Origin of the sequence: Pseudomonas sp. SCPG-7, assembly GCF_002156405.1 — a bacterium.
Taxonomy (GTDB): Bacteria; Pseudomonadota; Gammaproteobacteria; order Pseudomonadales; family Pseudomonadaceae; genus Aquipseudomonas; species Aquipseudomonas parakoreensis.
Genome location: NZ_MVOO01000020.1, coordinates 1 through 24,222, shown reverse-complemented (window position 1 = coordinate 24,222; position 24,222 = coordinate 1). Strand labels below are relative to the sequence as shown.

At 60.1% G+C, this 24,222-nt stretch carries 27 protein-coding genes; 19 read left to right on the top strand and 8 right to left on the bottom strand.

Annotated elements, in window-relative coordinates:
* The first annotated feature begins 18 nt into the window (after positions 1–18).
* Complete coding sequence (locus tag B1722_RS30205; RefSeq protein WP_086794746.1) at positions 19–297, top strand: DUF3509 domain-containing protein; 279 nt, start codon at positions 19–21, stop codon at positions 295–297.
* Between the two features lie 171 nt (positions 298–468).
* Here B1722_RS30205 and mtnC read toward each other — a convergent pair whose 3' ends face one another.
* The 5 genes from mtnC to aroC all read right to left on the bottom strand — a co-directional run bounded on the left by mtnC (position 469) and on the right by aroC (position 4,686).
* Positions 469–1,152 (bottom strand): acireductone synthase, encoded by a 684-nt coding sequence (mtnC, locus tag B1722_RS25315; RefSeq protein WP_086794745.1) that lies wholly within the window; start codon positions 1,150–1,152, stop codon positions 469–471.
* 4 nt (positions 1,153–1,156) lie between these two features.
* Complete coding sequence (locus tag B1722_RS25310; RefSeq protein ID WP_041068937.1) at positions 1,157–1,702, bottom strand: acireductone dioxygenase; 546 nt, start codon at positions 1,700–1,702, stop codon at positions 1,157–1,159.
* A gap of 92 nt (positions 1,703–1,794) precedes the next feature.
* A complete protein-coding gene (locus tag B1722_RS25305; protein ID WP_041068872.1) occupies positions 1,795–2,421 on the bottom strand; it encodes a methylthioribulose 1-phosphate dehydratase in 627 nt (208 codons plus the stop codon).
* Positions 2,418–3,563: an MFS transporter gene (locus B1722_RS25300; RefSeq protein ID WP_086794744.1), complete on the bottom strand. Its 1,146-nt coding sequence runs from the start codon at positions 3,561–3,563 to the stop codon at positions 2,418–2,420. Before B1722_RS25300 ends, B1722_RS25305 begins: the two co-directional genes overlap by 4 nt.
* Before the next feature lie 31 nt (positions 3,564–3,594).
* A complete protein-coding gene (gene aroC, locus B1722_RS25295; RefSeq protein ID WP_086794743.1) occupies positions 3,595–4,686 on the bottom strand; it encodes a chorismate synthase in 1,092 nt (363 codons plus the stop codon).
* Between the two features lie 130 nt (positions 4,687–4,816).
* On the opposite strand from aroC, the gene B1722_RS25290 reads away from it, so the two are divergent.
* Together B1722_RS25290 and B1722_RS25285 are read left to right on the top strand one after the other, a co-directional pair.
* Positions 4,817–5,770, top strand: a complete 954-nt coding sequence (locus B1722_RS25290) for an alpha/beta hydrolase (protein ID WP_086794791.1) — start codon at positions 4,817–4,819, stop codon at positions 5,768–5,770.
* A gap of 99 nt (positions 5,771–5,869) precedes the next feature.
* Positions 5,870–6,661, top strand: a complete 792-nt coding sequence (locus B1722_RS25285) for a hypothetical protein (RefSeq protein WP_047292952.1) — start codon at positions 5,870–5,872, stop codon at positions 6,659–6,661.
* A 157-nt stretch (positions 6,662–6,818) separates the two neighbouring features.
* Here the strand turns inward: B1722_RS25285 and prmB are convergent, their stop codons facing one another.
* Positions 6,819–7,727 carry a 50S ribosomal protein L3 N(5)-glutamine methyltransferase gene (prmB, locus tag B1722_RS25280; protein WP_086794742.1) on the bottom strand — a complete coding sequence of 303 codons (909 nt, stop codon included), beginning with the start codon at positions 7,725–7,727 and terminating at the stop codon, positions 6,819–6,821.
* A gap of 239 nt (positions 7,728–7,966) precedes the next feature.
* On the opposite strand from prmB, the gene B1722_RS25275 reads away from it, so the two are divergent.
* From B1722_RS25275 to B1722_RS25255, 5 genes are all read left to right on the top strand, one after another.
* The gene (locus B1722_RS25275) at positions 7,967–8,557 is read left to right on the top strand and encodes a cysteine hydrolase family protein (RefSeq protein ID WP_003223193.1); all 591 of its coding nucleotides are present in this window, start codon (positions 7,967–7,969) and stop codon (positions 8,555–8,557) included.
* Between the two features lie 130 nt (positions 8,558–8,687).
* A complete protein-coding gene (locus tag B1722_RS25270; protein ID WP_041068857.1) occupies positions 8,688–9,008 on the top strand; it encodes a hypothetical protein in 321 nt (106 codons plus the stop codon).
* A 74-nt stretch (positions 9,009–9,082) separates the two neighbouring features.
* Positions 9,083–9,640, top strand: a complete 558-nt coding sequence (locus B1722_RS25265) for a Smr/MutS family protein (RefSeq protein ID WP_041068854.1) — start codon at positions 9,083–9,085, stop codon at positions 9,638–9,640.
* Positions 9,641–9,717: 77 nt separating this feature from the next.
* On the top strand, positions 9,718–10,263 hold the full coding sequence (gene folE, locus B1722_RS25260) for a GTP cyclohydrolase I FolE (RefSeq protein WP_003204506.1): 546 nt from the start codon (positions 9,718–9,720) through the stop codon (positions 10,261–10,263).
* A gap of 102 nt (positions 10,264–10,365) precedes the next feature.
* Entirely contained in the window at positions 10,366–10,737 is a 372-nt protein-coding gene (locus B1722_RS25255; RefSeq protein WP_041068931.1) for a glutathione S-transferase N-terminal domain-containing protein, read from the top strand.
* Between the two features lie 165 nt (positions 10,738–10,902).
* Here B1722_RS25255 and B1722_RS25250 read toward each other — a convergent pair whose 3' ends face one another.
* A complete protein-coding gene (locus tag B1722_RS25250) occupies positions 10,903–12,069 on the bottom strand; it encodes a PLP-dependent aminotransferase family protein (RefSeq protein WP_086794741.1) in 1,167 nt (388 codons plus the stop codon).
* Between the two features lie 82 nt (positions 12,070–12,151).
* Between B1722_RS25250 and B1722_RS25245 the strand changes: the two genes are divergently transcribed.
* From B1722_RS25245 to B1722_RS25235, 3 genes are all read left to right on the top strand, one after another.
* Positions 12,152–12,598, top strand: coding sequence for a MarR family winged helix-turn-helix transcriptional regulator (locus B1722_RS25245; protein WP_041068928.1), 447 nt, complete (start codon positions 12,152–12,154; stop codon positions 12,596–12,598).
* A 315-nt stretch (positions 12,599–12,913) separates the two neighbouring features.
* Positions 12,914–14,263: an NCS2 family permease gene (locus B1722_RS25240; protein WP_041068843.1), complete on the top strand. Its 1,350-nt coding sequence runs from the start codon at positions 12,914–12,916 to the stop codon at positions 14,261–14,263.
* An 89-nt stretch (positions 14,264–14,352) separates the two neighbouring features.
* A complete protein-coding gene (locus B1722_RS25235; protein WP_003223174.1) occupies positions 14,353–14,979 on the top strand; it encodes a LysE family translocator in 627 nt (208 codons plus the stop codon).
* A gap of 183 nt (positions 14,980–15,162) precedes the next feature.
* Here the strand turns inward: B1722_RS25235 and uraH are convergent, their stop codons facing one another.
* Positions 15,163–15,516, bottom strand: coding sequence for a hydroxyisourate hydrolase (uraH, locus tag B1722_RS25230; protein WP_007913983.1), 354 nt, complete (start codon positions 15,514–15,516; stop codon positions 15,163–15,165).
* A 420-nt stretch (positions 15,517–15,936) separates the two neighbouring features.
* On the opposite strand from uraH, the gene puuE reads away from it, so the two are divergent.
* The 8 genes from puuE (at position 15,937) to B1722_RS25190 (ending at position 24,129) form a co-directional block, all read left to right on the top strand.
* Positions 15,937–16,863 carry an allantoinase PuuE gene (gene puuE / locus B1722_RS25225; RefSeq protein ID WP_039769896.1) on the top strand — a complete coding sequence of 309 codons (927 nt, stop codon included), beginning with the start codon at positions 15,937–15,939 and terminating at the stop codon, positions 16,861–16,863.
* Positions 16,860–17,375 (top strand): 2-oxo-4-hydroxy-4-carboxy-5-ureidoimidazoline decarboxylase, encoded by a 516-nt coding sequence (gene uraD / locus B1722_RS25220; RefSeq protein ID WP_041068835.1) that lies wholly within the window; start codon positions 16,860–16,862, stop codon positions 17,373–17,375. The genes puuE and uraD overlap by 4 nt, the downstream gene beginning before the upstream one ends.
* Positions 17,376–17,462: 87 nt before the next feature.
* Positions 17,463–18,458, top strand: a complete 996-nt coding sequence (alc, locus tag B1722_RS25215) for an allantoicase (protein ID WP_041068832.1) — start codon at positions 17,463–17,465, stop codon at positions 18,456–18,458.
* Between the two features lie 150 nt (positions 18,459–18,608).
* Positions 18,609–19,112, top strand: a complete 504-nt coding sequence (locus B1722_RS25210; RefSeq protein ID WP_041068829.1) for an ureidoglycolate lyase — start codon at positions 18,609–18,611, stop codon at positions 19,110–19,112.
* 51 nt (positions 19,113–19,163) lie between these two features.
* Positions 19,164–20,480 carry a urate hydroxylase PuuD gene (locus B1722_RS25205; protein WP_086794740.1) on the top strand — a complete coding sequence of 439 codons (1,317 nt, stop codon included), beginning with the start codon at positions 19,164–19,166 and terminating at the stop codon, positions 20,478–20,480.
* 192 nt (positions 20,481–20,672) lie between these two features.
* Positions 20,673–22,025, top strand: coding sequence for a nucleobase:cation symporter-2 family protein (locus B1722_RS25200; RefSeq protein ID WP_041068823.1), 1,353 nt, complete (start codon positions 20,673–20,675; stop codon positions 22,023–22,025).
* Between the two features lie 159 nt (positions 22,026–22,184).
* The gene (locus tag B1722_RS25195; RefSeq protein ID WP_086794739.1) at positions 22,185–22,970 is read left to right on the top strand and encodes an outer membrane protein OmpK; all 786 of its coding nucleotides are present in this window, start codon (positions 22,185–22,187) and stop codon (positions 22,968–22,970) included.
* Between the two features lie 373 nt (positions 22,971–23,343).
* Entirely contained in the window at positions 23,344–24,129 is a 786-nt protein-coding gene (locus B1722_RS25190) for an outer membrane protein OmpK (protein WP_041068818.1), read from the top strand.
* The last annotated feature ends 93 nt before the right edge of the window (positions 24,130–24,222 follow it).

The window sequence follows — 24,222 nt, the reverse complement described above, 5'->3', positions numbered from 1 at the left end:
CATACGGAGCTGAAAGACATGAGCCTGATTCAAGAAAAATTTACCTCCCTGTTCTCCAACTTCAACGTCACCACTGCACCGCGTCCTGATGGCGGGATTTTGCTGACCTTACGCAGCAGCGAAGGCAAAGTGTTCAAGCGCGCCTTGACCTACCAGCAAATGCACAACGCCGACCAACTGTCGTGGGCAATCAGCGCCATCCGTCGTGACCTGGCAAAAGAAGCCAGTGAACTGCCGCAGATTGCAATGCTGCAAAGCCAGCAGCGTTTTGCCCTGCCGACGTATCACTCGCTGTAAAAATGTAAACGCATTAAACAAAAAAGGCCGTGAAGCATCTGCTCCACGGCCTTTTGTTTGTACGCAATGCTTATGTAGGAGCTGCCGAAGGCTGCGATCTTTTGATCTTGATCTTTTAAATCAAAGTCAAAAGATCGCAGCGTTCCGCAGCTCCTACAGGGACTTGTGTGGTTAGAAGGCTTCGGGTTCGATGCCGGTGAAGCTGTCGACGGTGATATGGCTTCCCAGCTCCCCACCCTCGCGCGCCAGGCCGCAGGTCTTCAGGCCTGCCGATTGAGCGGCATCCAGCTCCTCAACGATGTCGGACAGAAACAGAATGTCCTGCGGCTCGACACCAAGCGCCTGTTGAATGTTGGTGTAAGACTGCGCCTCACGCTTGGGCCCCGAGGTGGTGTCGAAATACCCGCTGAACAGCGGTGTCAGATCTCCCGCCTCGGAGCAGCCGAAGATCAGCTTCTGCGCCTGGATCGAACCGGACGAATACACAAACAGTTGATAACCGGCCTGATGCCAGCGCTTGAGCGCTTCAACGGCATCCGGGTACACGTGGCCCTTCAACTGCCCGGCGTGATAACCCTGGGCCCAGACCATGCCTTGCAAGGCTTTGAGCGGCGTGGCTTTGCGATCTTCCTCGATCCAGCTCAAGAGAATTTCAACAACCCGTTCAACATCGGCCTGCGGTGCATTGCTGTCGCGGCGCACGGCGTCGAGTTGCTCAGCCACATCGGCACGTTCGGCGTTCTGCCGAACAAAATCCGGCAGGTGTTTGGCCGCATACGGGAACAGCACATCAAAAACGAAACTCACCGCGCTGGTGGTGCCTTCAATGTCAGTGACAATGGCTTTGATCGGCATCGGCTCAGTCCTCCAGACGTGGGAAGCGCCCGGCGATGTCTTCGCCGGTGAAGTTGGCGACCCAGCCTTCCGGGTTGTTGAACAGGCGAATCGCCACGAAGTGCGGGTGCTCGCCCATGTCGAACCAGTGTTTGGTACCGGCCGGCACCGAGATCAGGTCGTTCTTCTCGCACAACACCGCGTAGACATAATCGTCGATGTGCAGGGTAAACAGGCCACGACCGGCAACGAAAAAGCGCACTTCGTCCTCGCCATGGCGGTGTTCTTCAAGGAACTTGGCGCGCAGCTCGGCTTTTTGCGGGTGATCGCTGTTGAGGCTGACCACATCGACGGTGATGTAACCGCGCTCGGTCATCAGCTTGTCGATCTGCTCCTGATAGGCGCTGATCACCTCTTCCTGGCTGGCACCGGGCTGGATCTTCGTCGCGGCTTGCCAGCGGTCGAAGCGTACGCCCTGCTCGGCGAGCGTCGAGGCGATGTCTTCGAAATGGGTCAGCACCTTGTTCGGAATCTCGGGGCTGGATACGTGATAAACGGACAGGCTGCTCATGGGCAATTCCTCGGTAACGGCCTTGCCGTCCGGTTCTTGCAGACCGGTCGGGCAGTGCATTTCATCAGGCAAATGGGCGGCTTCGGGTGAAGTCAGCCTTGGCGGTTCATGACGCTGCGGGTTTTCAACTCGCATTCAAACAGAAATTCAAAAGCCTCGATCTGCCGCAGGGCATCGCTCATCTGCGCGCCCCAGGTGTAGAGGCCGTGGCCGCGAATCAGATAACCGACGCAATCGGGATGGGCGTCGAGCCAAGGCTGCACCTTGGCGGCGAGGCGCGCAATGTCCTGATCGTTGTCGAAGATCGGCACGCGCACCCGCGATTCGTGGGTGGAGATGCCGCTGAAGGCTTTTTGCAGTTCGTAGTCTTCGAACTCGATAAAGTCTTGCGGTGTCAGCCGCGACAGGACCGTGGCGTTCACCGAATGGGTGTGCAGCACCGCACCGATTTCCGCGCGCCAGCTATAGAGCTGGGTGTGCAGCAGGGTTTCGGCGGACGGCTTTTTGCCCGGTTCAAGGCTGTTGCCGGAAAGATCCGTGGCGAGCACATCGTCCAGGCCCAACTGGCCCTTGTGCTTGCCGGACACGGTCAGCAGCGCTTCGCTCGGCGACAGGCGCGTCGAGTAATTGCTGCTGGTGGCCGGCGACCAGCCGCGACCATAAAGAAAACGCCCGGCGTCGACGATCTGCTGGGCGAGCTGTTCACGCGTAAGGCTCATGGCCTGTCCTCTTGCATACGTGTGGCAATGATAACGGCAGCAGCGAGCGCCGCGAGACTGGCAATACTAAAGGTCAATGTCGCGCCGAGGGCATTCCAGCTGTAACCGGAATACAACGCGCCCAGCGCGCCACCGGTGCCGGCCAGCGCCGCGTACAACGCCTGACCCTGACCTTGCTGACGCGCACCGAAGCTACGTTGCACGAACGCGATGGCAGCCGCATGAAAGCTGCCGAAGGTAGCCGCGTGCAGCACCTGGGCCAACAACAGTACCCAGAGGAATTCGGCGAACGAACCTAGCAGCAACCAGCGCAGCGCCGCCAGCAGAAAACTCGCCATCAGCACCCGACGCAATGAAAAGCGCACGAGAATCCGGCTCATCGCCATGAACATCAGCACCTCGGCGACCACGCCCACGGCCCAGAGCATGCCGATTGTGCCGCGTGTGTAACCGAGGCGTTCAAGGTGCAAGGTCAGAAACGTGTAATACGGGCCGTGGCTCATCTGCATCAGCGCGACGCAGGCGTAAAACGCCAGCACACCAGGGCTGCGCAACTGCTTAAGGAAACCTTCGCCGCTTGGCCGGTTACCTTGCGGGGGTTGCGCGTTCGGCACCCACAGGCTGCTGAGGACGATGCCGGCCATGATCAGCACCAGCGCCGCCGGGTAGATGTCGAGGCTCAGCCATTCGAACAAGCGCCCCAGCGCGACCACGGTGATGATGAAACCGATCGAGCCCCACAGGCGAATCTGGCTGTAGCGCGCGGTTTGCCCCTGCAAGTGCGCGAGGGTGATGACTTCGAACTGCGGCAGCACCGCGTGCCAGAAGAACGCGTGCAACGCCATGACCATCGCCAGCCAGGCGTAGGTCTTGCTGACGAAAATCAGCGAGAACGTCAGCAGCGTACACACCGCACCGAAGCGCACGATGGCCAGGCGTTTGCCGGTGTAGTCGCCGAGCCAGCCCCAGATGTTCGGCGCCACACAGCGCATCAGCATCGGGATCGCCACCAGCTCGCCGATCCGCGCAGGGCTGAAGCCGAGATGATCGAAGTACAGCGCCAGAAACGGCGCTGTCGAACCGAGCAAGGCGAAGTAGAACAGATAGAAACTGGACAGCCGCCAGTACGGGAGCGCCGCCACGGTCAGGCCGCGACGGCTTGGCGATCAACCATCAAAGCTGACCCAGCACCGGGGTGCTGACGCGCACGTCGGCGTTCTGCCCACGGTGACGCAGCAGGTGGTCCATCAACACGATGGCCATCATCGCTTCGGCAATCGGCGTGGCGCGGATGCCGACGCACGGGTCATGGCGGCCCTTGGTGATCACGTCCACCGGGTTGCCGTGAATGTCGATCGAACGGCCCGGGGTGGTGATGCTCGACGTTGGCTTCAACGCCAAATGAGCCACAATCGGCTGACCGGACGAGATCCCGCCAAGAATGCCGCCGGCGTTGTTGCTGAGGAAACCTTGCGGGGTCAGTTCATCGCGATGCTCGGTGCCGCGCTGAGCGACGCAGGCGAAACCGGCGCCGATTTCCACGCCTTTCACCGCGTTGATGCTCATCAGCGCATGCGCCAGTTCAGCGTCGAGGCGGTCGAAAATCGGCTCGCCGAGGCCCGGCATCACGCCTTCGGCGACTACGGTGATCTTCGCCCCGACCGAGTCCTGATCGCGGCGCAACTGGTCCATGTAAGCTTCCAGCTCCGGCACCTTGTCCGGGTCCGGGCTGAAGAACGCGTTCTGTTCCACCGAATCCCAGGTCTTGAACGGGATTTCGATCGGACCGAGCTGGCTCATGTAGCCTCGGATGACAATGCCTTGGGTGGCGAGGAATTTCTTCGCAATCGCCCCGGCCGCCACGCGCATGGCCGTTTCGCGCGCCGAGCTGCGTCCGCCGCCGCGATAATCGCGCTCACCGTATTTGTGGTGGTAGGTGTAGTCGGCGTGCGCCGGGCGGAACAGATCCTTGATCGCCGAGTAGTCCTTGGACTTCTGGTCGGTGTTGCGGATCAACAGGCCGATCGAGCAACCGGTGGTGCGCCCCTCGAACACGCCGGAAAGGATTTCGACTTCGTCGGCTTCCTGGCGCTGGGTGGTGTGGCGGCTGGTGCCCGGCTTGCGGCGATCGAGGTCGCGCTGCAGGTCTTCGAGGGAGATCTCCAGGCCCGGCGGGCAGCCGTCGACAATGGCGACCAACGCCGGACCATGGCTCTCGCCAGCGGTGGTGACAGTGAACAACTTGCCGTAGGTATTGCCGGACATGCAGGACGCTCCGTGAAATCAAACCCGAATTCGTGATGCGCGCCAGTATACGCAGGCTAACCGAGTAGTTCATCCTCGAACCTTAGTGGTGTTGGTGAGTCCAACCGGCACCTTGGCGAATGATGGCGTGATGATGCTGCGAGTTCTGATCTTGAGTCTTACCCTGTTGACCGGTTTTGCCCATGCGACTGTCCTGCAGCGCCCGATCTCTCTGGACACCGGCAACGGTGAGCTTTTCGGCTCGCTGTTGCTGCCAAAATCCGACAGCCCGGTGCCGGTTGTCCTGATCCTTGCCGGCTCCGGTCCCACAGATCGCGACGGCAATAACCCCGATGGCGGGCGCAATGACAGTCTCAAGCGGCTGGCCTGGGTGCTGGCCAAACACAACATTGCCAGCGTGCGCTACGACAAGCGCGGTGTCGCTGCGAGCTTCGCGGCCACGCCTGACGAGCGCAATCTGTCGGTGGAGGCCTACGTCAACGATGCTGTAGCCTGGAGCCAGAAGCTGAAAAGTGATCCGCGTTTCGGCCCGTTGATTCTGCTCGGTCACAGCGAAGGTGCACTGATTGCCACCCTCGCCGCCCCGCGTGCCGACGCCGCTGCGCTGATTTCGCTGTCCGGCAGCGCGCGCCCGGTGGATCAGGTGATCCGCGAGCAACTGGCGCGCAGCCTGCCGCCACCGTTGATGTTGCGCAGCAACCAGATTCTCGACAGCCTCAAGGCCGGTCACACCGATGCCGACGTGCCGGCGCCGTTGCAACCGATCTTCCGCCCGAGCGTGCAGCCGTATCTGATTTCGCTGTTCCGTCAGGATCCGGCCAAGGCATTTGCACAGTTGAAGATGCCGGCGCTGATCGTTCAGGGCAGCAACGACATGCAGGTCGGCGTCGGCGATGCACAGGCGCTCAAAGCGGCCAATCCCAATGCCGAACTGGTGGTAATCGACGGCATGAACCACGTCATGCGCATCGTCGCTGCCGATGTGAAGCGCCAATTGGCCTCCTACAAGGACCCGAATTTGCCACTGGCGGCGGAGCTGGGCGGCAAACTCATCGAATTTATTGACGGACTTCGCAGCCGTTAAACGGTGTTTACCCTCCAGTCCTGAAAAAAACGGCCGATAAGCCTTTGTCGCCAGCGAACCGGCTGGCGACAAGCAGGGCTTGGACAGGATCTCGCCGTTATGACTGATACCCAGACTTCACCCGACACCACCGCTGAAAAAGACGCACCGCCAGCGGTCGAGCTGCCATGGGCGGACGTCAGCGTCGAGCACCACAAGATGCTCCGCCTGGCCCCGCTGCAGACTGACCGTCACACCGGTGGCCGGCCGTTGCGTTTTGTCGAATTCGGCTATGCCGAGCGCAACAGCAAAGAGCACAGCCTGATGCGCATGGCGATCAAACTGCCCGGCCAGCGCGTGCGCAAAGAGCAGAACCATCTCGATGTGTGGGTCAATCACACCAGCAAGCGTGTGCATTTCGGCCCCGACAGCGGCTTGCAGATCGAACCGCTGAACCGTGGCATCGGTCGCTTCCTGGCCGCGCAAGGCATCAATTGGGCGAAAAAACGCTGGCCCGCCTACACCGTCGACGGCATGGACCTGAACAACAAGGACGCGCTGAACGAAGACACCCGCCTGCGTCGCGATCACTTCTTGCGCGTGCATGGTTTTGACGTGGTCTACGCCGACGCCCAGCATTTGAAGGGCAGCGTCAAAGAGGTGCAGGTCGGTGACTTGCTGGGCGATTGGAACAGCGAGAAGCTGCAGATCGTCGAGATTCTCGAAGCGGCGCAGATGCTGCAACAGGCCGAGCAGAACCTGGCCGAGCAGGAAGTGAAGCTGAAGAAGCAGGAAGAGAAGGTCAGCAAGTTCAAGCGTGAAGACGCCGGGTTGCGTTTTACCATTACTTGCCTGGTGGCATTTGCGGTGTTTCAGGCGGGGTTGTTGATCTGGATTGCCACACACCGCTGAAATCAGCGCTGCCCTGTGGCGAGGGAGCTTGCTCCCGCTCGGCTGCGAAGCAGTCGTAAAACATGCACATGCGGTATGTCTGGTGCACCGTCATTGCATGTTTTGAGTCTGCTTCGCAGACCAGCGGGAGCAAGTTCCCTCGCCACAGTCAGTCAGGTCAGACGCGGGAGGCGAACAAGGCCTGATGATCGCGGCACTGCTCCGCCGTCAACATGAACACACCATGCCCGCCGCGCTCGAATTCGAGCCAGGCAAAATCGACTTCCGGGTACAGCGCTTCGACGTGCACCTGGCTGTTGCCCACCTCGACGATCAGCAGACCCTTCTCGGTCAGGTGATCCGCCGCTTCGGCGAGCATCCGTCGCACCAGGTTCAAGCCGTCATCACCACAGGCCAGGCCCAGCTCCGGTTCGTGCTGGTACTCGTCCGGCATGTCGGCGAAATCTTCTGCGTCAACGTACGGCGGGTTCGACACGATCAGATCGAAACGCTGACCTGGCAACCCGTCAAACCCATCGCCCTGCACGGTGTACACACGCTCATCGACGCCGTGGCGCTCGATGTTCTGGTTGGCCACCTCCAGCGCTTCGAACGACAGATCGGCCAGCACCACTTCAGCGTTCTGGAACTCGTAGGCGCAGGCGATGCCAATGCAGCCGGAGCCGGTGCACAGGTCGAGAATGCGTGCCGGCTCGTCGCCGATCCACGGTGCGAAACGGTTTTCGATCAGCTCGCCAATCGGTGAACGCGGGATCAGTACGCGCTCATCGACGATGAACGACATGCCACAGAACCAAGCTTCGCCCAGCAGGTACGCGGTCGGGATGCGCTCTTCGATGCGGCGCTTGAGCAGGCGTTGCAGGTTGACCAGCTCGTCGTCTTCCAGCGCGCAGTCGAGGTAGCTGTCGGCGATCTCCCATGGCAGGTGCAAGGCACCGAGGACCAACTGCCGGGCTTCATCCCAGGCATTGTCGGTGCCATGGCCGAAAAACAGATCCTCCCCATGGAAGCGGCTGACGGCCCAACGGATGTGGTCGCGCAGGGTACGAAGTCGGGAAGTGATCACGGGGCAGAACTCCAGAAAAAACGACTGGCGATTCTACCAGCCAAAACGCCCGCCGACGACGCAGGAAAATCAGCGGAGCGACAGTAGGACCTTTCTGATTTTTGCATCAGCTATTGAACAGAACGTGTAACTTGACAAGGCTGCAGGCCAGTAACGACGGCGCCTACGATGGTAGCGGTTCACAGAAGCGCTCAGCCAGAGGACAATGCCGCAAAAGCCCCACCCCAAGGAGCCCCAGAATGTCCGTTCCAAAAACGATGTTTCAACTCAGCGGCCGCGGTTACGCAGCGGCCACACTGAGCCATGCCACCGTGGTCATCATCGATGCCCAGAAAGAGTACCTCAGTGGCCCGCTGGCCCTGAGCGGCATGGACGCGGCCGTCGCGAACATCAAACAACTGGTCGCTGCGGCCCGTGCAGCCGGTCGGCCGATCGTGCACGTGCGTCATCTCGGCACCGTCGGTGGCCTGTTCGACCCACAGGGCGAACGTGGCGAATTCATCCCCGGCCTTGAGCCACAGGGCGATGAAACCATCATCGGCAAACTGCTGCCGAGTGCGTTTCACGGTACCGAACTGCTGGACCGTCTGCAGAACCTCGGCTCGCTGGACCTGATCGTCTGCGGCTTCATGAGCCACTCCAGCGTCAGCACCACCGTGCGTGCGGCGAAGAACCTGGGTTTCCGTTGCACGCTGGTCGAAGACGCCTGCGCCACCCGCGACCTGCCGTTCAAGGGCCGCGTGCTCAGCGCCGCCGTGGTACAGGAAGCGGAAATGGCGATCATGGCCGACAACTTCGCCACCCTTGCACTGACTCAAGATCTGATCTGATCTCTGCGAATGAGCGGCTCACCGCGCCGCTCATCCGCAAAAGCCTCGCATTTGCTTCAATTGCCTTAGCCTCAGGAACAACCCGGTCAACTCCCGGTCGAAGGGCCGATACCCATTGAGGAAGGTCGGAATGAAGTTATCCGATGGATTTGACGCACGCCGCTTGCGGCCCAAAGGCCAAAGCAACTGGCGTTTTCGATTCGGCGCAGCGATCGCCGCCATGCTGGCGACGTTCGGTGTGCTGCTGGCGATGGCCGGTGCCGCCAGCCTGCTGGGACGCCCGCCGGCGCTCGGCGACTTGAATGCCACGCCGATGGGTTCCGCGATCATTCTCGCGGTCGGCTTGTTGTTCCTGTACTTCGGCGTGGCCCTGTGGCGTCGATGCCGGCGTCGCGCCCGGCAATCGCGGGAACTGAACATGTCCCCGCACCTGATGAAAAAACACGACTGACTGCACGGCCTGGCTTTTTGCCGGGCCGTTTTGTTTCGACTTGGGTAAACTGGCCGCCCTTCGCGGAGGCTGACATGCAAGACGACGATTTTTCCCTGTTCAAAAGTGCGATCCAAGGCGTCAAGCCGATCAAGCACGACCGCGCCGACACCGGCAAACCCAAGGCTGACCGCGCGCACATTGCCAAGCTGCGCCAGTCCGCCACTGTGCGCACCGACAACACCACCGTGGATGGCCTGTCCGATCAGTTCGTGATCGACGTCGGCCCCGAAGACGAGTTGATGTGGGCCCGCGACGGGGTGCAGGAAAGCCAGATGCGCAAGCTCAAGATCGGGCAGATCCCGTTCGAAGGCAGCCTCGACCTGCACGGCATGAACGTGGAAAAGGCCCGCGAGACGCTTTGGGCGTTTCTCGCCGAAGCAACCCGATTCGAAATCCGCTGCGTGCGCGTCACCCACGGCAAGGCCGTGCGCCTGGACGGCAAGCGGCCGATGATCAAAAGCCACGTCAACACGTGGCTGCGCCAGCATCCACAAGTGCTCGGTTTCTGCTCATGTCAGGCAAAACACGGCGGTGCCGGTGCGGTGTACGTGATGCTCAAACGCACCATGATGGAAGGCCGCGACGAATAATCGCGTTACACCGAACTTGCAGGGTTGTGTCCGCCACCGTACCCTTGCCCTTTGCGAAAATCCCCACAGGTAGTTTCATGTCCCTGGAACAGAATTACACCGCGATTCTCGGCCAACTGGGCGAGGACGTCTCCCGCGAGGGCCTGCTCGACACGCCAAAGCGTGCCGCCAAAGCCATGCAGTACCTCTGCCGCGGTTATGAACAGACGCTCGAAGAGGTCACCAACGGTGCCCTGTTCAGCTCCGACAACAGCGAAATGGTGCTGGTCAAGGACATCGAGCTGTACTCGTTGTGCGAACACCACCTGCTGCCGTTCATCGGCAAGGCCCACGTCGCGTACATTCCGAGCGGCAAAGTGCTGGGCCTGTCGAAGGTCGCGCGGATCGTCGACATGTACGCCCGCCGCCTGCAGATCCAGGAAAACCTCAGCCGTCAGATCGCCGACGCGGTGCAGCAAGTCACCGGTGCGCTGGGCGTGGCCGTGGTGATCGAGGCCAAGCACATGTGCATGATGATGCGCGGTGTCGAGAAACAGAATTCGTCGATGATCACTTCGGTGATGCTCGGTGAGTTCCGCGAAAACGCGGCGACTCGCAGCGAGTTCCTCAGCCTGATCAAGTAATCGGCTGCAGAAAAAACCGGCGTTGATCGCCGGTTTTTTTTCGTCCGTGAAAAATCGGGTAAGCTGCGCGCCCTTCTCTCTTTGCACCGTGAGGCTTTCAACGTGTTCGTAAAAGCGCTTCGTGTCGGCCTTGGCCAACTGATCATCTTCATCGACTTCATCACCCGTCCGGGCAAGAAACAGCGCCCGGCCGAAGTACAGGCACAAGTCAACGCCGCCGCCAAAGGCCTGACCCTGTATCAGTTCCACGCCTGCCCGTTCTGCGTGAAAACCCGCCGCACCCTGCGTCGCCTGAATGTGCCGGTCGCACTGAAGGACGCGAAGAACAACGAACAGGATCGCCAGACCCTGCTGAGTCAGGGCGGCAAGATCAAGGTGCCGTGCCTGCGCATTGAAGAGAATGGGCAGACGACCTGGATGTATGAGTCCAAGGTGATTATTGATTATCTGGATAAGCGGTTTGCTGCAGTCTGATATTGATGTTGTGTTGCTTATGGCCCCATCGCTGGCAAGCCAGCTCCCACAGTGATCTGTAGCGTTCACATAACCTGTGGGAGCTGGCTTGCCAGCGATGAGGCCCGCAAGAACAACACATTACTCAGACAAAAATAAACCGGCCCTCGAGCCGGTTTATTTTTTTCAGGCTGCTTTGTCTAGTTGCGCCTGCCTCACCACCGCCGCCAACCGCTTCAACCCTTCATCCAGTCGCGCCGGGTCGATGTGGCTGAAATTCAAACGCAGGTGCCCGAGGTTTTTATCCGGCTCGGGAAAGAACGGCTCGCCCGGCATGAACGCCACGTCATTGGCCAGCGCCTCGTTGAGCAGCGTTCGCGTATCCAGCGGTTGCTTGAGCGTCAGCCAGAAAAACAGCCCGCCCTGCGGGGCGTTCCAGTCCGCCAGATCGGCAAAGTGCGTTTCCAGCGCCGCTTGAAACGCATCGCGGCGCTGCCGGTAGAAGCCGCGCAACTCACCCAGGTACTGCTGATATTTTTCACTGCCGATCCATTGCAATGCCTGCCACTGGCCGATGCGGTTGGTGTGCAGATCCGCCGATTGCTTGAGTTTGAGCAGGTGCGGAAACAGGTCCGGGCTGGCGATCAGGTAGCCGACGCGCAAACCCGGCAGCAAGGTTTTCGACACGGTGCCGGTGTAGATCCAGCTGGCTTTCTGCAAACGCCCCGCAATCGGTTTGGCGCTGCCGCCATCGAACGTCAGTTCGCGATACGGCTCGTCTTCGATCAGGGTCACGCCGAATTCATCCAGCAGCGCGGCGACGGCAGCGCGCTTGGCTTCGCTGTAACGCACGGCGGACGGATTCTGGAACGTCGGGATCAGGTAGATGAATGCCGGGCGGTGTTGCTCAAGACGACTGCGTAGCTGCGCCAGGTTCGGGCCGTCGGACTCTTGCGGCACGGTCAGGCAATCGGCGCCGAACAGCTGGAAGTTCTGCAACGCGGCCAGGTAGGTCGGGGCTTCCAGAAGAATTTCGGTACCCCTGTCGATGTACAACTTGGCGGCCAGATCGAGGGTCTGCTGGGAACCGCTGACCACCAGCACCTGACTCGCCGTGCACGCCAGACCCAACGCTCGCGCCTGCGCCGCCAGCGCTTCACGCAGCGCCGGCTCGCCTTCGCTCATGCCGTACTGACCAAGCGCCAGCGGCATGTCGGCCCATTCGACTTTCGGCAGCATGGCTTCGGCGGGCAGGCCACCGGCAAACGACATCACCTCCGGACGCTGGGCGGCGGCGAGGATTTCACGGATCAGAGAACTTTTAAGGCGCGAAACACGTTCGGAAAAAGCCATGGGAGTCACCGGTAGCGAGGCCTGGGAAAAATGAGTCAAACTGGTTGACTGAAACTACGACAGCTTGAGCGAGTACGTCAACATGCTTGACCTTAAAAACCCCGCCAGCCAGCAGCAGGCGATGGAAGCGTTTTTCTTCGGCTATCAGGCGTTCACCGCCAAGGCCGACGAAATGCTCGAACGTCGCGGCCTGTCCCGGGTGCATCAGCGGATTGTGTTTTTCATCGCGCGTTATCCGAATTTGAGCGTGAAGGAGTTGCTGGGATTGCTCGGCGTGAGCAAGCAGGCGCTGAACATGCCGTTGCGCCAGCTGCAGGAAATGCACTTGGTGGACAGCGTGGCGTCGGAGGCGGACAAGCGTAAGCGCTTGCTGGAGCTGACCGTAGAGGGTGCGAAGTTCGAGCAAGCGTTGCGCCGTGAGCAGGTGAAGTTGCTCGAGCGGGTGTTTGCCGAGGCTGGGGAGGCGGCGGTGAATGGGTGGTTGGCGGTGAATATGGCGCTTGGGGGCACTCAGTCACATCTGGATTGACTGGACCGGCCTCATCGCTGGCAAGCCAGCTCCCACAAGGGCAACGGCGTACACAGATGTGAAGAAACCCACCAACCCTGTGGGAGCTGGCTTGCCAGCGATGGGGCCTCTGAAGGCGATATATCTCTATCGCCTGACCTTTCGTAAACAAAACCAAAAACAATATTTGCTTTATTTGTACACAAAAGCATAATCCACTGCGTGCGAGTTCCTGACCGCATGGTCAACAAATTCGCGTATGCCTCAAAGGGCTGCTGCCACCCCTCATGGGTCCGGCCCTGGAAATAACAATAAAACTCTTGAGGAGTACTCGCTGTGGAAAGCCGCAAATCCGAAGCATCGACGCTGGAACTCTCGCCGCCCTTACGCACAGGCGTGCTGGAGCGCATCTTCAAACTCAGCTTGCATGGCACCACGGTGAAGACCGAGCTGATTGCCGGTCTGACAACCTTCATCACCATGGCTTACATCATCTTCGTCAACCCGAACATCATGGCCGATGCCGGGATCGATCACGGTGCAGCCTTCGTCGCCACCTGCATCGCCGCCGCACTCGGCTGCCTGCTGATGGGCCTGTACGCCAACTGGCCGGTGGGCCTGGCGCCGGGCATGGGCCTCAACGCTTTCTTCACTTACACCGTGGTCGGCACCATGGGCTACAACTGGGAAACCGCGCTCGGTGCGGTGTTCGTTTCCGGTGTGCTGTTCATGATCCTGACCTTCTCGCGGATTCGCGAATGGCTGCTCAACAGCATCCCGGTCAGCCTGCGCTTTGCGATGGGCGCTGGCGTCGGCCTGTTCCTCGGGCTGATTGGTCTGAAAACCGCTGGCATTGTCGTCGACAGCCCGGCCACCCTGATCAAACTCGGCTCCCTGCGTGAACCCGGCCCGCTGCTGGCGGCGATCTGCTTCCTGATGATCGCGATCCTCAGCTACCACAAAGTCTTCGGCGCGATCCTCATCAGCATCATCACCGTGACCCTCGCCGGTTGGGGCCTGGGCATCGTGCACTACTCCGGCATCATGTCGACCCCGCCAAGCCTGGCGCCGACCTTCATGGCGATGAACGTCGCGGGCGTGTTCAACGTCAGCATGATCAGCGTGGTCCTGGCTTTCCTCTTCGTACACATGTTCGACACCGCCGGCACGCTGATGGGCGTCGCCCAGCGGGCCAATCTGGTCAACGCTGACGGGCGTATCGAAAACCTCTCCCGCGCGATGAAAGCCGACAGTGCCTCCAGTGTTTTCGGCGCGGTGGTCGGTGTTCCTCCTGTTACCAGCTATGTGGAAAGTGCCGCTGGCGTAGCCGCTGGTGGTCGGACTGGTCTTACCGCAGTCACCGTGGGTGTGCTATTTATAGCCGCGATGTTTTTCGCACCACTGGCCGGGATGATTCCGGCCTATGCCACCGCCGGTGCACTGATTTACGTCGCGATGCTGATGATGGGCGGCATGGCGCACATCGAATGGGATGAAGCCACTGACGCCATCCCGGCGATCGTCACCGCGATCATGATGCCGCTGACCTTCTCGGTCGCCGACGGCATTGCGCTGGGCTTCATCACCTACGTGGCGTTGAAAGCCGGTACCGGCAAGTACAAGGAAATTTCCGTCAGCCTGTGGGTGCTCTGCGCGATCTTCATCGCCAAGTTCATCTTCTTGTAAGCGTCACGCGGTTCAAGCGTCAAACCAGCCTCACCCTCGCGGGTGGGGCTTTTGCACATTCTTGAGTACAACAAAAAAGGAGCAAAGTGATGAGTCTGGAAACCTGGCTGCTGTTCAGCGGCGCTGCATTGGTGGTGATCCTGATTCCGGGGCCGCTGTCATTGCTGATGATCAGCAACAGTCTGAACTACGGCTTGCGCCGCTCTTATCCGGCGTTTCTCGGCGGCGTGATTGCCTCGATCTGCCTGCTCAGTGCGTCGGCGCTGGGGTTGGGCGCCCTGTTGCTGGCGTCAGAACAGTTGTTCAGCGCCCTGAAAATCGTCGGTGCGCTGTACCTGTTCTACCTCGCCTGGCAGAGCTGGCAGCAATCGCGTCAGCCAGCGGTGGGCGCCGAAGTGCCGCAGGCCGCACCGGTGCCACGTTTCCGCACCCTGTTTGGTCGGGCTTTCGTCTTGGGCGCCAGCAATCCAAAGGACATTCTGTTTTTCGCCGCGTTTCTGCCGCAGTTCCTCAGCGCGCAACAACCGTTCCTGCCGCAACTGCTGATCATGATCGCGACCTGGGTGGTGCTCGACCTGTGCTGCAAACTGGCTTACGGGCTGGGTGCGCATGGTGCGGCGCGCTATCTGCGTAGCGGCAAGGGGCAGAGCTGGTTCAACCGGGTGAGTGCCGGGTTGTTCAGTGGTGCGGGCGCTGCGTCGCTGTTGAGCCGTTAAAGAGCAAAAGATCGCAGCCTGCGGCAGCTCCTACAGGGGATTGCATTCCAAACTGTAGGAGCTGCCGCAGGCTGCGATCTTTTGACTTTAAGGCAGACGAAAAAAAGCCCGCAGTGTGAGCGGGCGAAAGACCAAAGAAGCTATATGCGCAGTCGCTTCCCGGTGGGGGCAGCTGCTTGGGGGTCAGCTGCCCCTGTAGGTGGAATAGCTGTAAGGCGAGATCAGCAGTGGCACGTGGTAGTGATCCTGCTCGGCGGAGATGCCGAAACGCAGCACCACCACGTCGAGGAACGCCGGTTCCGGCAGTTGCACGCCACGGGCGCGGTAGTAATCGCCGGCGTGGAACTGCACCTGATAGACCCCGGTGCGGTAGTCATCGCCCTGCAGCAGCGGCGCATCGACCCGGCCATCGCTGTTGGTAACGGCACTGGCGACCAATTCCAGATGCGAACCTTCAACGCGGTACAGCTCGACCTTGATCGAGCTGCCCGGGCAACCGTGTGCAGCGTCCAAAACGTGTGTTGTCAAACGTCCCATTGATTCTGCGCGCCTGGCCGCAAAGAGCAGTCAGACTTCGCGCCTCCCGAAGTCAGGTAAAAGGAGACCGCACCGATTCGGAGCACGAAAAGTTGCGGCGAGCGACTGATTAAGACATTTTTCAAAAAAATTGTACACAATAAAAACGACATTTTTCGCACCACCCCCGCCATTCGGGTGTTTCACCTTGATCTGCCCCTCAGGCGCCTGAGTATTGAACCTCACAGCCATTAGCTGACTGATCAGGCAGGTTTCTTGCAGGCTTACGCCATTAGCAGCAAAAGATGACAGTCGGTGAAAAATGCGAAAATTCAGGCTTACAAATTGCGAATAAAGTTGTATACAATCAGCCCATCGCTGTGACGCCAGCCTGCGCAGGCCGTTACACAAACCTGTCAACGAATAAGAAGGAAGACTGCAGTGAGCGCTGACTACCCACGCGACCTGATCGGTTACGGCAGTAACCCTCCTCACCCACACTGGCCGGGCAACGCGCGCATCGCGCTGTCCTTCGTACTCAACTACGAAGAAGGCGGCGAGCGCAACATCCTGCACGGCGACAAAGAATCCGAAGCCTTTCTTTCCGAAATGGTTGCTGCCCAGCCGCTGCAAGGCGCGCGCAACATGAGCATGGAATCGCTTTACGAATATGGCAGCCGTGCCGGCGTCTGGCGGATCCTGAAACTGTTCAAGGAATTCGACATTCCGCTGACCATCTTCGCCGTCGCCATGGCTGCCCAGCGCCACCCGGACGTGATCCGCGCGATGGTCGAAGCCGGCCACGAGATCTGCAGCCACGGCTACCGCTGGATCGACTACCAGTACATGGATGAGGCGCAGGAACGCGAGCACATGCTCGAAGCGATCCGCATCCTCACCGAACTTACCGGCGAACGCCCGTTGGGCTGGTACACCGGTCGCACCGGCCCGAACACCCGTCGGCTGGTGATGGAAGAAGGCGGTTTCCTTTACGACTGCGACACCTACGACGACGACCTGCCCTACTGGGAACCGAACAACCCGACCGGCAAGCCGCACCTGGTGATCCCGTACACCCTCGACACCAATGACATGCGCTTCACCCAGGTGCAGGGTTTCAACAAGGGCGACGATTTCTTCGAATACCTCAAAGACGCATTCGACGTGCTCTACGCCGAGGGTGCCGAAGCGCCGAAGATGCTTTCGATCGGTCTGCACTGCCGCCTGATCGGCCGTCCGGCGCGTCTGGCGTCGCTCAAGCGCTTCATCGAATACGCCAAAAGTCATGAACAGGTGTGGTTCAGCCGTCGCGTCGATATTGCGCGCCACTGGCACGAAACCCACCCGTACCAAGGGGCCGCCAAATGAGCCGCTTTCAAACCCTGCAACCGTCGACCCTGAGTCGCGACGCCTTCGTCAAAGCCTTCGCCGACATCTACGAACATTCGCCATGGGTGGCCGAGAAGGCCTACGACCTGGGCGTGGACGCTTCGATCGACGAGATCGAAACCCTGCACCAGCGCATGAGCGACATCCTGTTGAGCGCCGATCACGCCAGCCAGCTTGCGTTGATCAACGCTCACCCGGACCTGGCCGGCAAAGCCGCCGTCCAGGGCCAACTGACCGAAGCCAGCACCCATGAACAGGCTGGCGCCGGTATTCACCAATGCACGGCCGAAGAGTTCCAGCGCTTCACCGAGCTGAACGACGCCTACAAGGCCAAGTTCAAGTTTCCCTTCATCATGGCGGTAAAAGGCAGCAACCGGCATCAGATCCTCGCGGCGTTCGAAACGCGCATTCACAACTCGGTCGACACCGAATTCAAATGCGCGCTGGCGGAGATCAACAAGATCGCCCTGTTCCGTTTACTGACTCTTTAGCAAGCCTGGCCCGAGCATGTCAGACGCGGAGAATGCCCAGGGCCTTGCAAGCATCCCCAGCCAACTTATTAAAGGCAGACAAGAAGAATGAAAGCTTACGCCGTACCTTTCGAGAAGTTCGTCAACCTGGCCGATGCCCGTCTGGGCACCAAAATCATCTCGGTCACCGATGACTGGTTCGCAGACGCCAATCGTCTGTTTCAGCCGACCCCGGCCGTGTGGAAGGAGGGTGTGTTCGACGACAACGGCAAGTGGATGGATGGCTGGGAATCGCGCCGCAAGCGCTTCGAAGGCTACGACAGCGCGGTAATCCGCCTGGGTGTACCAGGTTCGATCAAAGGCGTGGACATCGACACTTCATTCTTCACCGGCAACTTCCCGCCATCGGCCTCGCTGGAAGCATGCTTCCTGGCCTCGGGCGAGCCAGACGAAAACACCCAGTGGACTGAAGTCCTGTCGGCCGTCGAGCTGCAGGGCAACAGCCACCACTACCATGAAATCAGCAGCGACAAAGCGTTCAGTCACCTGCGCTTCAACATCTTCCCGGACGGTGGTGTGGCCCGTCTGCGCGTGTACGGTATTCCGTTCCGCGACTGGTCCGCGGTGGGCGACAACGAGCAAGTCGATCTGGCTGCAGCCCTCAACGGCGGCCGCGCCCTCGCCTGCTCCGACGAACACTTCGGCCGCATGAGCAACATCCTCAACCCAGGCCGTGGCATCAACATGGGCGACGGCTGGGAAACAGCACGTCGTCGCACCCCGGGCAATGACTGGGTGATCGTCGCGTTGGGCCATCCGGGCGAGATCGAAAAAATCATCGTCGACACCCTGCACTTCAAGGGCAACTACCCGGACACCTGCTCGATCCAGGGCGCGTTCGTCAAAGGCGGCACCGACAGCCAGATCGAAACCCAGTCGCTGTTCTGGCGCGAACTGCTGCCGAGCCAGAAGCTGGAAATGCACGCCGAACACACCTTCGTCGAGCAGATCAAGGCACTGGGCCCAATCACCCACATCCGCCTGAACGTGTTCCCGGACGGTGGTGTGAGTCGCCTGCGCGTACTCGGCAAGGTCGCGAAGTAATGCTGAGCCTGTAGGAGCTGCCGCAGGCTGCGATCTCTTGATCTTGATCTTAAAAGCAAAATCAAAAGATCGCAGGCTTCGCCAGCTCCTACAGGGATCGCGCAAGACGCACTTAAAAGTTGAACAACACAGAATTCGGAAAAGAACAGCATGCGCACACTACAGATTGAACCGCTGACCAAAGAAGCCTTCGCCCCCTTCGGTGACGTGATCGAAACCGACGGCAGCGACCACTTCATGATCAACAACGGTTCGACCATGCGCTTCCACAAACTGGCGACGGTCGAAACCGCTACGCCTGAGGACAACGCGATCATCAGCATCTTCCGCGCCGACGCGCAGGACATGCCGCTGACCGTGAGCATGCTGGAACGCCATCCGCTGGGCAGCCAGGCTTTCATCCCGCTGCTCGGCAACCCCTTTCTGATCGTGGTCGCGCCACTTGGCGATGTACCTGTATCAGGCTTGGTCCGCGCCTTCGTCACCAACGGCAGGCAGGGCATCAATTACCATCGCGGCGTCTGGCACCACCCGGTGCTGACGATCGAAAAGCGGGATGACTTCCTGGTGGTTGATCGCAGTGGCACAGGCAATAACTGCGATGAGCATTTTTTCAAAGAGGATGAGCGTTTGATCCTCGCCCCCCACCAATAAGAGAAGGTCTGATCACTCGACAACAAGGGTGACAGGCGAGAGGTAAAGACTGTGGAAGCACATCTGTTGGAATGGCTGAACCTGAGCGTGCGCTGGGTTCACATGATCACTGGCGTGGCCTGGATCGGCGCGTCGTTCTACTTCGTCTGGCTGGAGAACAACCTCAACCGCGTCAACCCGAAAACCGGTCTTGCCGGTGATCTGTGGGCAATCCACGGCGGCGGTATCTATCACCTGGAAAAATACAAACTGGCCCCTCCGTCGATGCCGGAGAACCTGCACTGGTTCAAATGGGAAGCCTACTTCACCTGGATGTCGGGGATCGCGCTGCTGTGCGTGGTGTTCTACTCCAATCCCGTGCTCTACCTCGTGGCACCCGGCAGCGGCCTGACCGGCCCTGAAGGCGTGGCCATCGGCATCGGTTCGCTGATCGCCGGCTGGTTCATCTACGACTTCCTTTGCGATTCGGCCCTTGGCAAGAAACCCGCCCTGCTCGGCTTCATCCTGTTCGTGCTGATCATCGGCGCGGCGTATGGCTTCAGCAAGGTGTTCAGCGGTCGTGGTGCGTACCTGCACGTCGGCGCGATCATCGGCACCATCATGGTCGGCAACGTGTTCCGCATCATCATGCCGGCACAGCGTGCACTGGTGGCGGCGATTGCCGAGAACCGTACGCCGGACCCGGCGCTGCCCGCCAAAGGCCTGCTGCGTTCGCGTCACAACAACTACTTCACCCTGCCGGTGCTGTTCATCATGATCAGCAACCACTTCCCGAGCACCTACGGCAGCCAGTACAACTGGTTGATCCTGGCCGGGATCGCGGTGTTGGCGGTGTTGGTGCGTCACTACTTCAACACCCGTCACGACAGCCACAAGTTTGCCTGGACCCTGCCCGTGGCAGCGGTGGGCATGATCACCCTGGCGTACGTCACCGGCCCGGCGCCGATGCCGACCGCACCGGACGTGGCCAAGGCACCCGCGAAAATCGAGTACCAACCGCTGCCGGAAACGGCACTGGGCGGCGGCGCGAAACCGGCTGAAGCGGCGGCACCTGCAGCGCCAGCAGCAGCCTCGGCTGCGGCACCGGCGCAAGCGTCCAACGCCGGTCCGGCCTTCGACAAGGTGCACAACGTGATCCAGGAACGCTGCGCGGTCTGCCACTCGGCCAAACCGACCAGCCCGTTGTTCAGCGCGGCACCGGCCGGTGTGATGTTCGACACCCCCGAGCAGATCCGTCAGAACGCGGCGCGGATCCAGGCGCAAGCCATCACCACGCAGATCATGCCACTGGGCAACATCACGCAGATGACCCAGCAGGAACGTGACCTGATCGGTGCATGGATCGCCCAGGGAGCCCAGACCAACTAAGCAACACAAATTGTGGCGAGGGAGCTTGCTCCCGCTGGGTCGCGAAGCGGCCCCTCTCTTTGCCTGAAGAGCAGGGACTGCTACGCAGTCCAGCGGGAGCAAGCTCCCTCGCCACAGACCTGATGCAAAGAAACAGCTGTGAGCCACCCGGCAGCTGTTAATCACAAGAATAAAAAAGATCCGAGGTGTTGCATGTCCGAGCTGTCCAAAGCGCGCATCCCCGACGCACCCGCCATTCAGCGTTTGCCCCTTTTGCAACTGATCCTGGTCGGTTTGCAACATGTTCTGCTGATGTACGGCGGTGCCATCGCGGTGCCGTTGATCATCGGACAGGCCGCTGGCCTGAGTCGTGAAGAAATCGCCTTCCTGATCAACGCCGACCTGCTGGTCGCCGGTATCGCCACCATCGTCCAGTCGCTCGGGATCGGCCCGATGGGCATCCGCATGCCGGTGATGATGGGCGCCAGTTTCGCGGCGGTCGGCAGCATGGTCGCCATGGCCGGCATGCCCGGTATTGGTCTGCAAGGGATCTTCGGTGCGACCATCGCCGCCGGATTCTTCGGCATGCTGATCGCTCCGTTCATGTCCAAAGTCGTGCGCTTCTTCCCGCCGTTGGTGACTGGCACGGTCATCACTTCGATCGGTCTGTCGCTGTTCCCCGTGGCCGTGAACTGGGCCGGTGGCGGGGCCGCTGCGGCGCAGTTCGGCTCACCGATTTATCTGGCCATCGCCGCGCTGGTGCTGGCGACCATTTTGCTGATCCACCGCTTCATGCGCGGCTTCTGGGTCAATATTTCCGTGCTGATCGGCATGTGCCTGGGCTACGTGCTCTGCGGCGCCATCGGCATGGTCGACCTGAGCGGCATGGCCAACGCGCCATGGGTTCAGTTCGTCACCCCGCTGCACTTCGGCATGCCGAAATTCGAACTGGCGCCGATCCTGTCGATGTGTCTGGTGGTGGTGATCATTTTCGTCGAGTCCACCGGGATGTTCCTCGCGCTGGGCAAGATCACCGGTCAGGAAGTCTGCCCACGCATGCTGCGTCGCGGCCTGCTGTGCGATGCCGGGGCCTCGTTCGTCGCCGGTTTCTTCAACACCTTCACCCACTCCTCGTTCGCACAGAACATCGGCCTGGTGCAGATGACTGGCGTGCGCTGCCGCTCGGTGACCATCGTCGCTGGTGGTCTGCTGATCGTGCTGAGCCTGCTGCCGAAAGCGGCGTTCCTCGTCGCATCGATTCCACCGGCAGTGCTGGGTGGAGCGGCGATTGCGATGTTCGGCATGGTCGCTGCCACCGGGATCAAGATTCTTCAGGAAGCCGACATCGGTGACCGTCGCAACCAGTTGCTGGTGGCAGTGAGCATCGGCATGGGCCTGATCCCGGTGGTGCGTCCGGAGTTCTTCGCGCATCTGCCGCTGTGGATGAGCCCGATCACCCACAGCGGTATCGCCATGGCCACGCTCAGCGCACTGACGCTGAACCTGCTGTTCAACATCCTCGGCGGCGCCGAACGCGCCGCGATCAACGACTGCCACGCGCATTAACAGCATTACCGATTATCCCTGTGGGAGCGAGCTTGCTCGCGAAGAGGCCATGTCAGTCAACATCACTGTTGAATGACACACCGCTTTCGCGAGCAAGCTCGCCCCCACAGGGATTGTGCAACACCCTGCCTCAACAATAAAAACAAGAGGGAGCAACCGATGATTCGCACGCAAACCAACGTTCTGTTGAGTGGCGGCCTGCTGGCCGCGAGTCAGGCCATGGCCGGCGATTTACTGCTGTGGCAGACCAACAGCCTGAGCTACCTGTACGGCAAGAACTTCGCGATCAACCCGTCGATCCAGCAGACGGTGACGTTCGAGCACGCCGACAAGTGGAAGTACGGCGACAACTTCCTGTTCGTCGACAAGATCTTCTACAACGGCCAGGAAGACCGCAACAAAGGCCCGCACACGTTCTACGGCGAATTCACCCCGCGCTTCTCGTTTGGCAAGATCTTCGACCGGAAAATCGAGTTCGGGCCGATCAAGGACGTGCTGCTGGCGATGACCTACGAGTACGGCGAAGGCGACAGCGAGGCCTACCTGATCGGCCCCGGCTTCGACCTGAAAGTGCCCGGCTTCAACTACGTGACCCTGAACATTTTCCGCCGCCAGACAGAAGGCCCGCGCCCCGGCGACGGCGTGTGGCAGATCACTCCGGGCTGGTCGTACAGCGTGCCGCTGGGCAATTCCGACCTCCTGATCGATGGCTATCTGGACTGGGTGGTCGACAACGATCAGAACTCGCGCGGCACTTACCACGCCAACCTGCACATCAATCCGCAGATCAAATACGACCTCGGCAAAGCCTTGGGCTGGAGCCAGAAGCAGCTGTACGTCGGCACCGAATACAGCTATTGGAAGAACAAATATGGTGTCGAAAGCAGCCACAACCTCGACACCAACCAGAACACCGCCAGCCTGCTGGTGAAGGTGCACTTCTGAGATGGCCCGCAACCGTGCCCCATACCTGTCGTCGGTGCTCTGTTGCGGGGCACTTGAGAGCTGGCCGAGGAGTCAGTATTCTCCGCGGCCTCTTGAATTCGGTCTAAAAAAAAGCCCGGATTTAATTCCTGACCGACAAGCCAACTTATCCCGGCCCCGGTCAGTACCGAGGCATCCCGAAAACACGCGCAATCGACTGTTTTTCAGCAGCCGAACGGGCGTTTTTTTGCTTTTCGAAAGCGTTGGCCCAGCTCTTGCTATCACCAGCGAAGCTGACCGATCGGATGACTTTTTCAGCAACGAAAAAAGGCGCCACACCAGAGCGCCGATCTTAAAAAAATAAACGTGGAACACCTACTTTGGGAGCAACCGAATGAAACGTATGTGCACCAGCCTGATGCTCGCGGGATCGATGCTGGCCGGCGGCCAGGCCATGGCCGACGGCCTGCTGCAATGGCAGAACAACAGCCTGACCTACCTCTACGGCAAAGACTTCAAGGTCAACCCGGCGATCCAGCAGACCGTCACCTTCGAGCACGCCGATGCCTGGAAGTACGGGGATAACTTCCTGTTCATCGACAAGATCTTCTACAACGGCAAGCCAGACGGTGGCGTCGGCAACAACACCTATTACGGTGAATTCCAGCCGCGCATCTCGCTGGGCAAAGTCCTCGACCAGAAGCTCGAATTCGGTCCGATCAAAGACGTGCTGCTGGCGATGACTTACGAGTTCGGTGAAGGCGACGTCGAGTCGTACCTGATCGGTCCTGGCTTCGACCTGGCGATCCCGGGTTTCGACTACTTCCAGCTGAACTTCTACCAGCGCCACACCGACGGCTCGCGTCCGGGTGATAACGTCTGGCAGATCACGCCGGTCTGGTCCTACACCATCCCGGTCGGCAGCTCGAACGTGCTGATCGACGGTTACATGGACTGGGTGGTCGACAACGACGTCAACAGCAAAGGCGAATACCACGCCAACCTGCACTTCAACCCACAGGTCAAATACGACCTGGGCAAGGCGCTGCATTTCGGCGAGAAGCAGCTGTACGTCGGTGTTGAATACGACTACTGGAAAGACAAGTACGGGATCGACGACACCCGTGGCTTCACCACCAATCAGAACGTGACCAGCTTCCTGGTGAAGTTCCACTTCTGATCTTAAAAGCTTCGCGAGCAGGCTCGCTCCCACATTCGACCGAGTTCCAATGTGGGAGATTCTATGTTGCTCAGCAACCCTAGAATCTCAAAC

Excerpts from the sequence above, each read along its gene's own strand:
- B1722_RS25275 (WP_003223193.1), top strand. The coding sequence starts at position 7,967 with ATGTCCGTTCCAAAAACGATGTTTCAACTCAGCGGCCGCGGTTACGCA.
- B1722_RS25245 (WP_041068928.1), top strand. The coding sequence starts at position 12,152 with ATGCTTGACCTTAAAAACCCCGCCAGCCAGCAGCAGGCGATGGAAGCG.
- uraH (WP_007913983.1), bottom strand. The coding sequence starts at position 15,516 with ATGGGACGTTTGACAACACACGTTTTGGACGCTGCACACGGTTGCCCG.
- folE (WP_003204506.1), top strand. The coding sequence starts at position 9,718 with ATGTCCCTGGAACAGAATTACACCGCGATTCTCGGCCAACTGGGCGAG.
- B1722_RS25235 (WP_003223174.1), top strand. The coding sequence starts at position 14,353 with ATGAGTCTGGAAACCTGGCTGCTGTTCAGCGGCGCTGCATTGGTGGTG.
- uraD (WP_041068835.1), top strand. The coding sequence starts at position 16,860 with ATGAGCCGCTTTCAAACCCTGCAACCGTCGACCCTGAGTCGCGACGCC.
- B1722_RS25290 (WP_086794791.1), top strand. The coding sequence starts at position 4,817 with ATGATGCTGCGAGTTCTGATCTTGAGTCTTACCCTGTTGACCGGTTTT.
- B1722_RS25310 (WP_041068937.1), bottom strand. The coding sequence starts at position 1,702 with ATGAGCAGCCTGTCCGTTTATCACGTATCCAGCCCCGAGATTCCGAAC.
- aroC (WP_086794743.1), bottom strand. The coding sequence starts at position 4,686 with ATGTCCGGCAATACCTACGGCAAGTTGTTCACTGTCACCACCGCTGGC.
- B1722_RS25285 (WP_047292952.1), top strand. The coding sequence starts at position 5,870 with ATGACTGATACCCAGACTTCACCCGACACCACCGCTGAAAAAGACGCA.
- alc (WP_041068832.1), top strand. The coding sequence starts at position 17,463 with ATGAAAGCTTACGCCGTACCTTTCGAGAAGTTCGTCAACCTGGCCGAT.
- B1722_RS25195 (WP_086794739.1), top strand. The coding sequence starts at position 22,185 with ATGATTCGCACGCAAACCAACGTTCTGTTGAGTGGCGGCCTGCTGGCC.
- B1722_RS25250 (WP_086794741.1), bottom strand. The coding sequence starts at position 12,069 with ATGGCTTTTTCCGAACGTGTTTCGCGCCTTAAAAGTTCTCTGATCCGT.
- mtnC (WP_086794745.1), bottom strand. The coding sequence starts at position 1,152 with ATGCCGATCAAAGCCATTGTCACTGACATTGAAGGCACCACCAGCGCG.
- B1722_RS30205 (WP_086794746.1), top strand. The coding sequence starts at position 19 with ATGAGCCTGATTCAAGAAAAATTTACCTCCCTGTTCTCCAACTTCAAC.
- B1722_RS25190 (WP_041068818.1), top strand. The coding sequence starts at position 23,344 with ATGAAACGTATGTGCACCAGCCTGATGCTCGCGGGATCGATGCTGGCC.
- B1722_RS25305 (WP_041068872.1), bottom strand. The coding sequence starts at position 2,421 with ATGAGCCTTACGCGTGAACAGCTCGCCCAGCAGATCGTCGACGCCGGG.
- B1722_RS25270 (WP_041068857.1), top strand. The coding sequence starts at position 8,688 with ATGAAGTTATCCGATGGATTTGACGCACGCCGCTTGCGGCCCAAAGGC.
- B1722_RS25210 (WP_041068829.1), top strand. The coding sequence starts at position 18,609 with ATGCGCACACTACAGATTGAACCGCTGACCAAAGAAGCCTTCGCCCCC.
- B1722_RS25265 (WP_041068854.1), top strand. The coding sequence starts at position 9,083 with ATGCAAGACGACGATTTTTCCCTGTTCAAAAGTGCGATCCAAGGCGTC.
- B1722_RS25200 (WP_041068823.1), top strand. The coding sequence starts at position 20,673 with ATGTCCGAGCTGTCCAAAGCGCGCATCCCCGACGCACCCGCCATTCAG.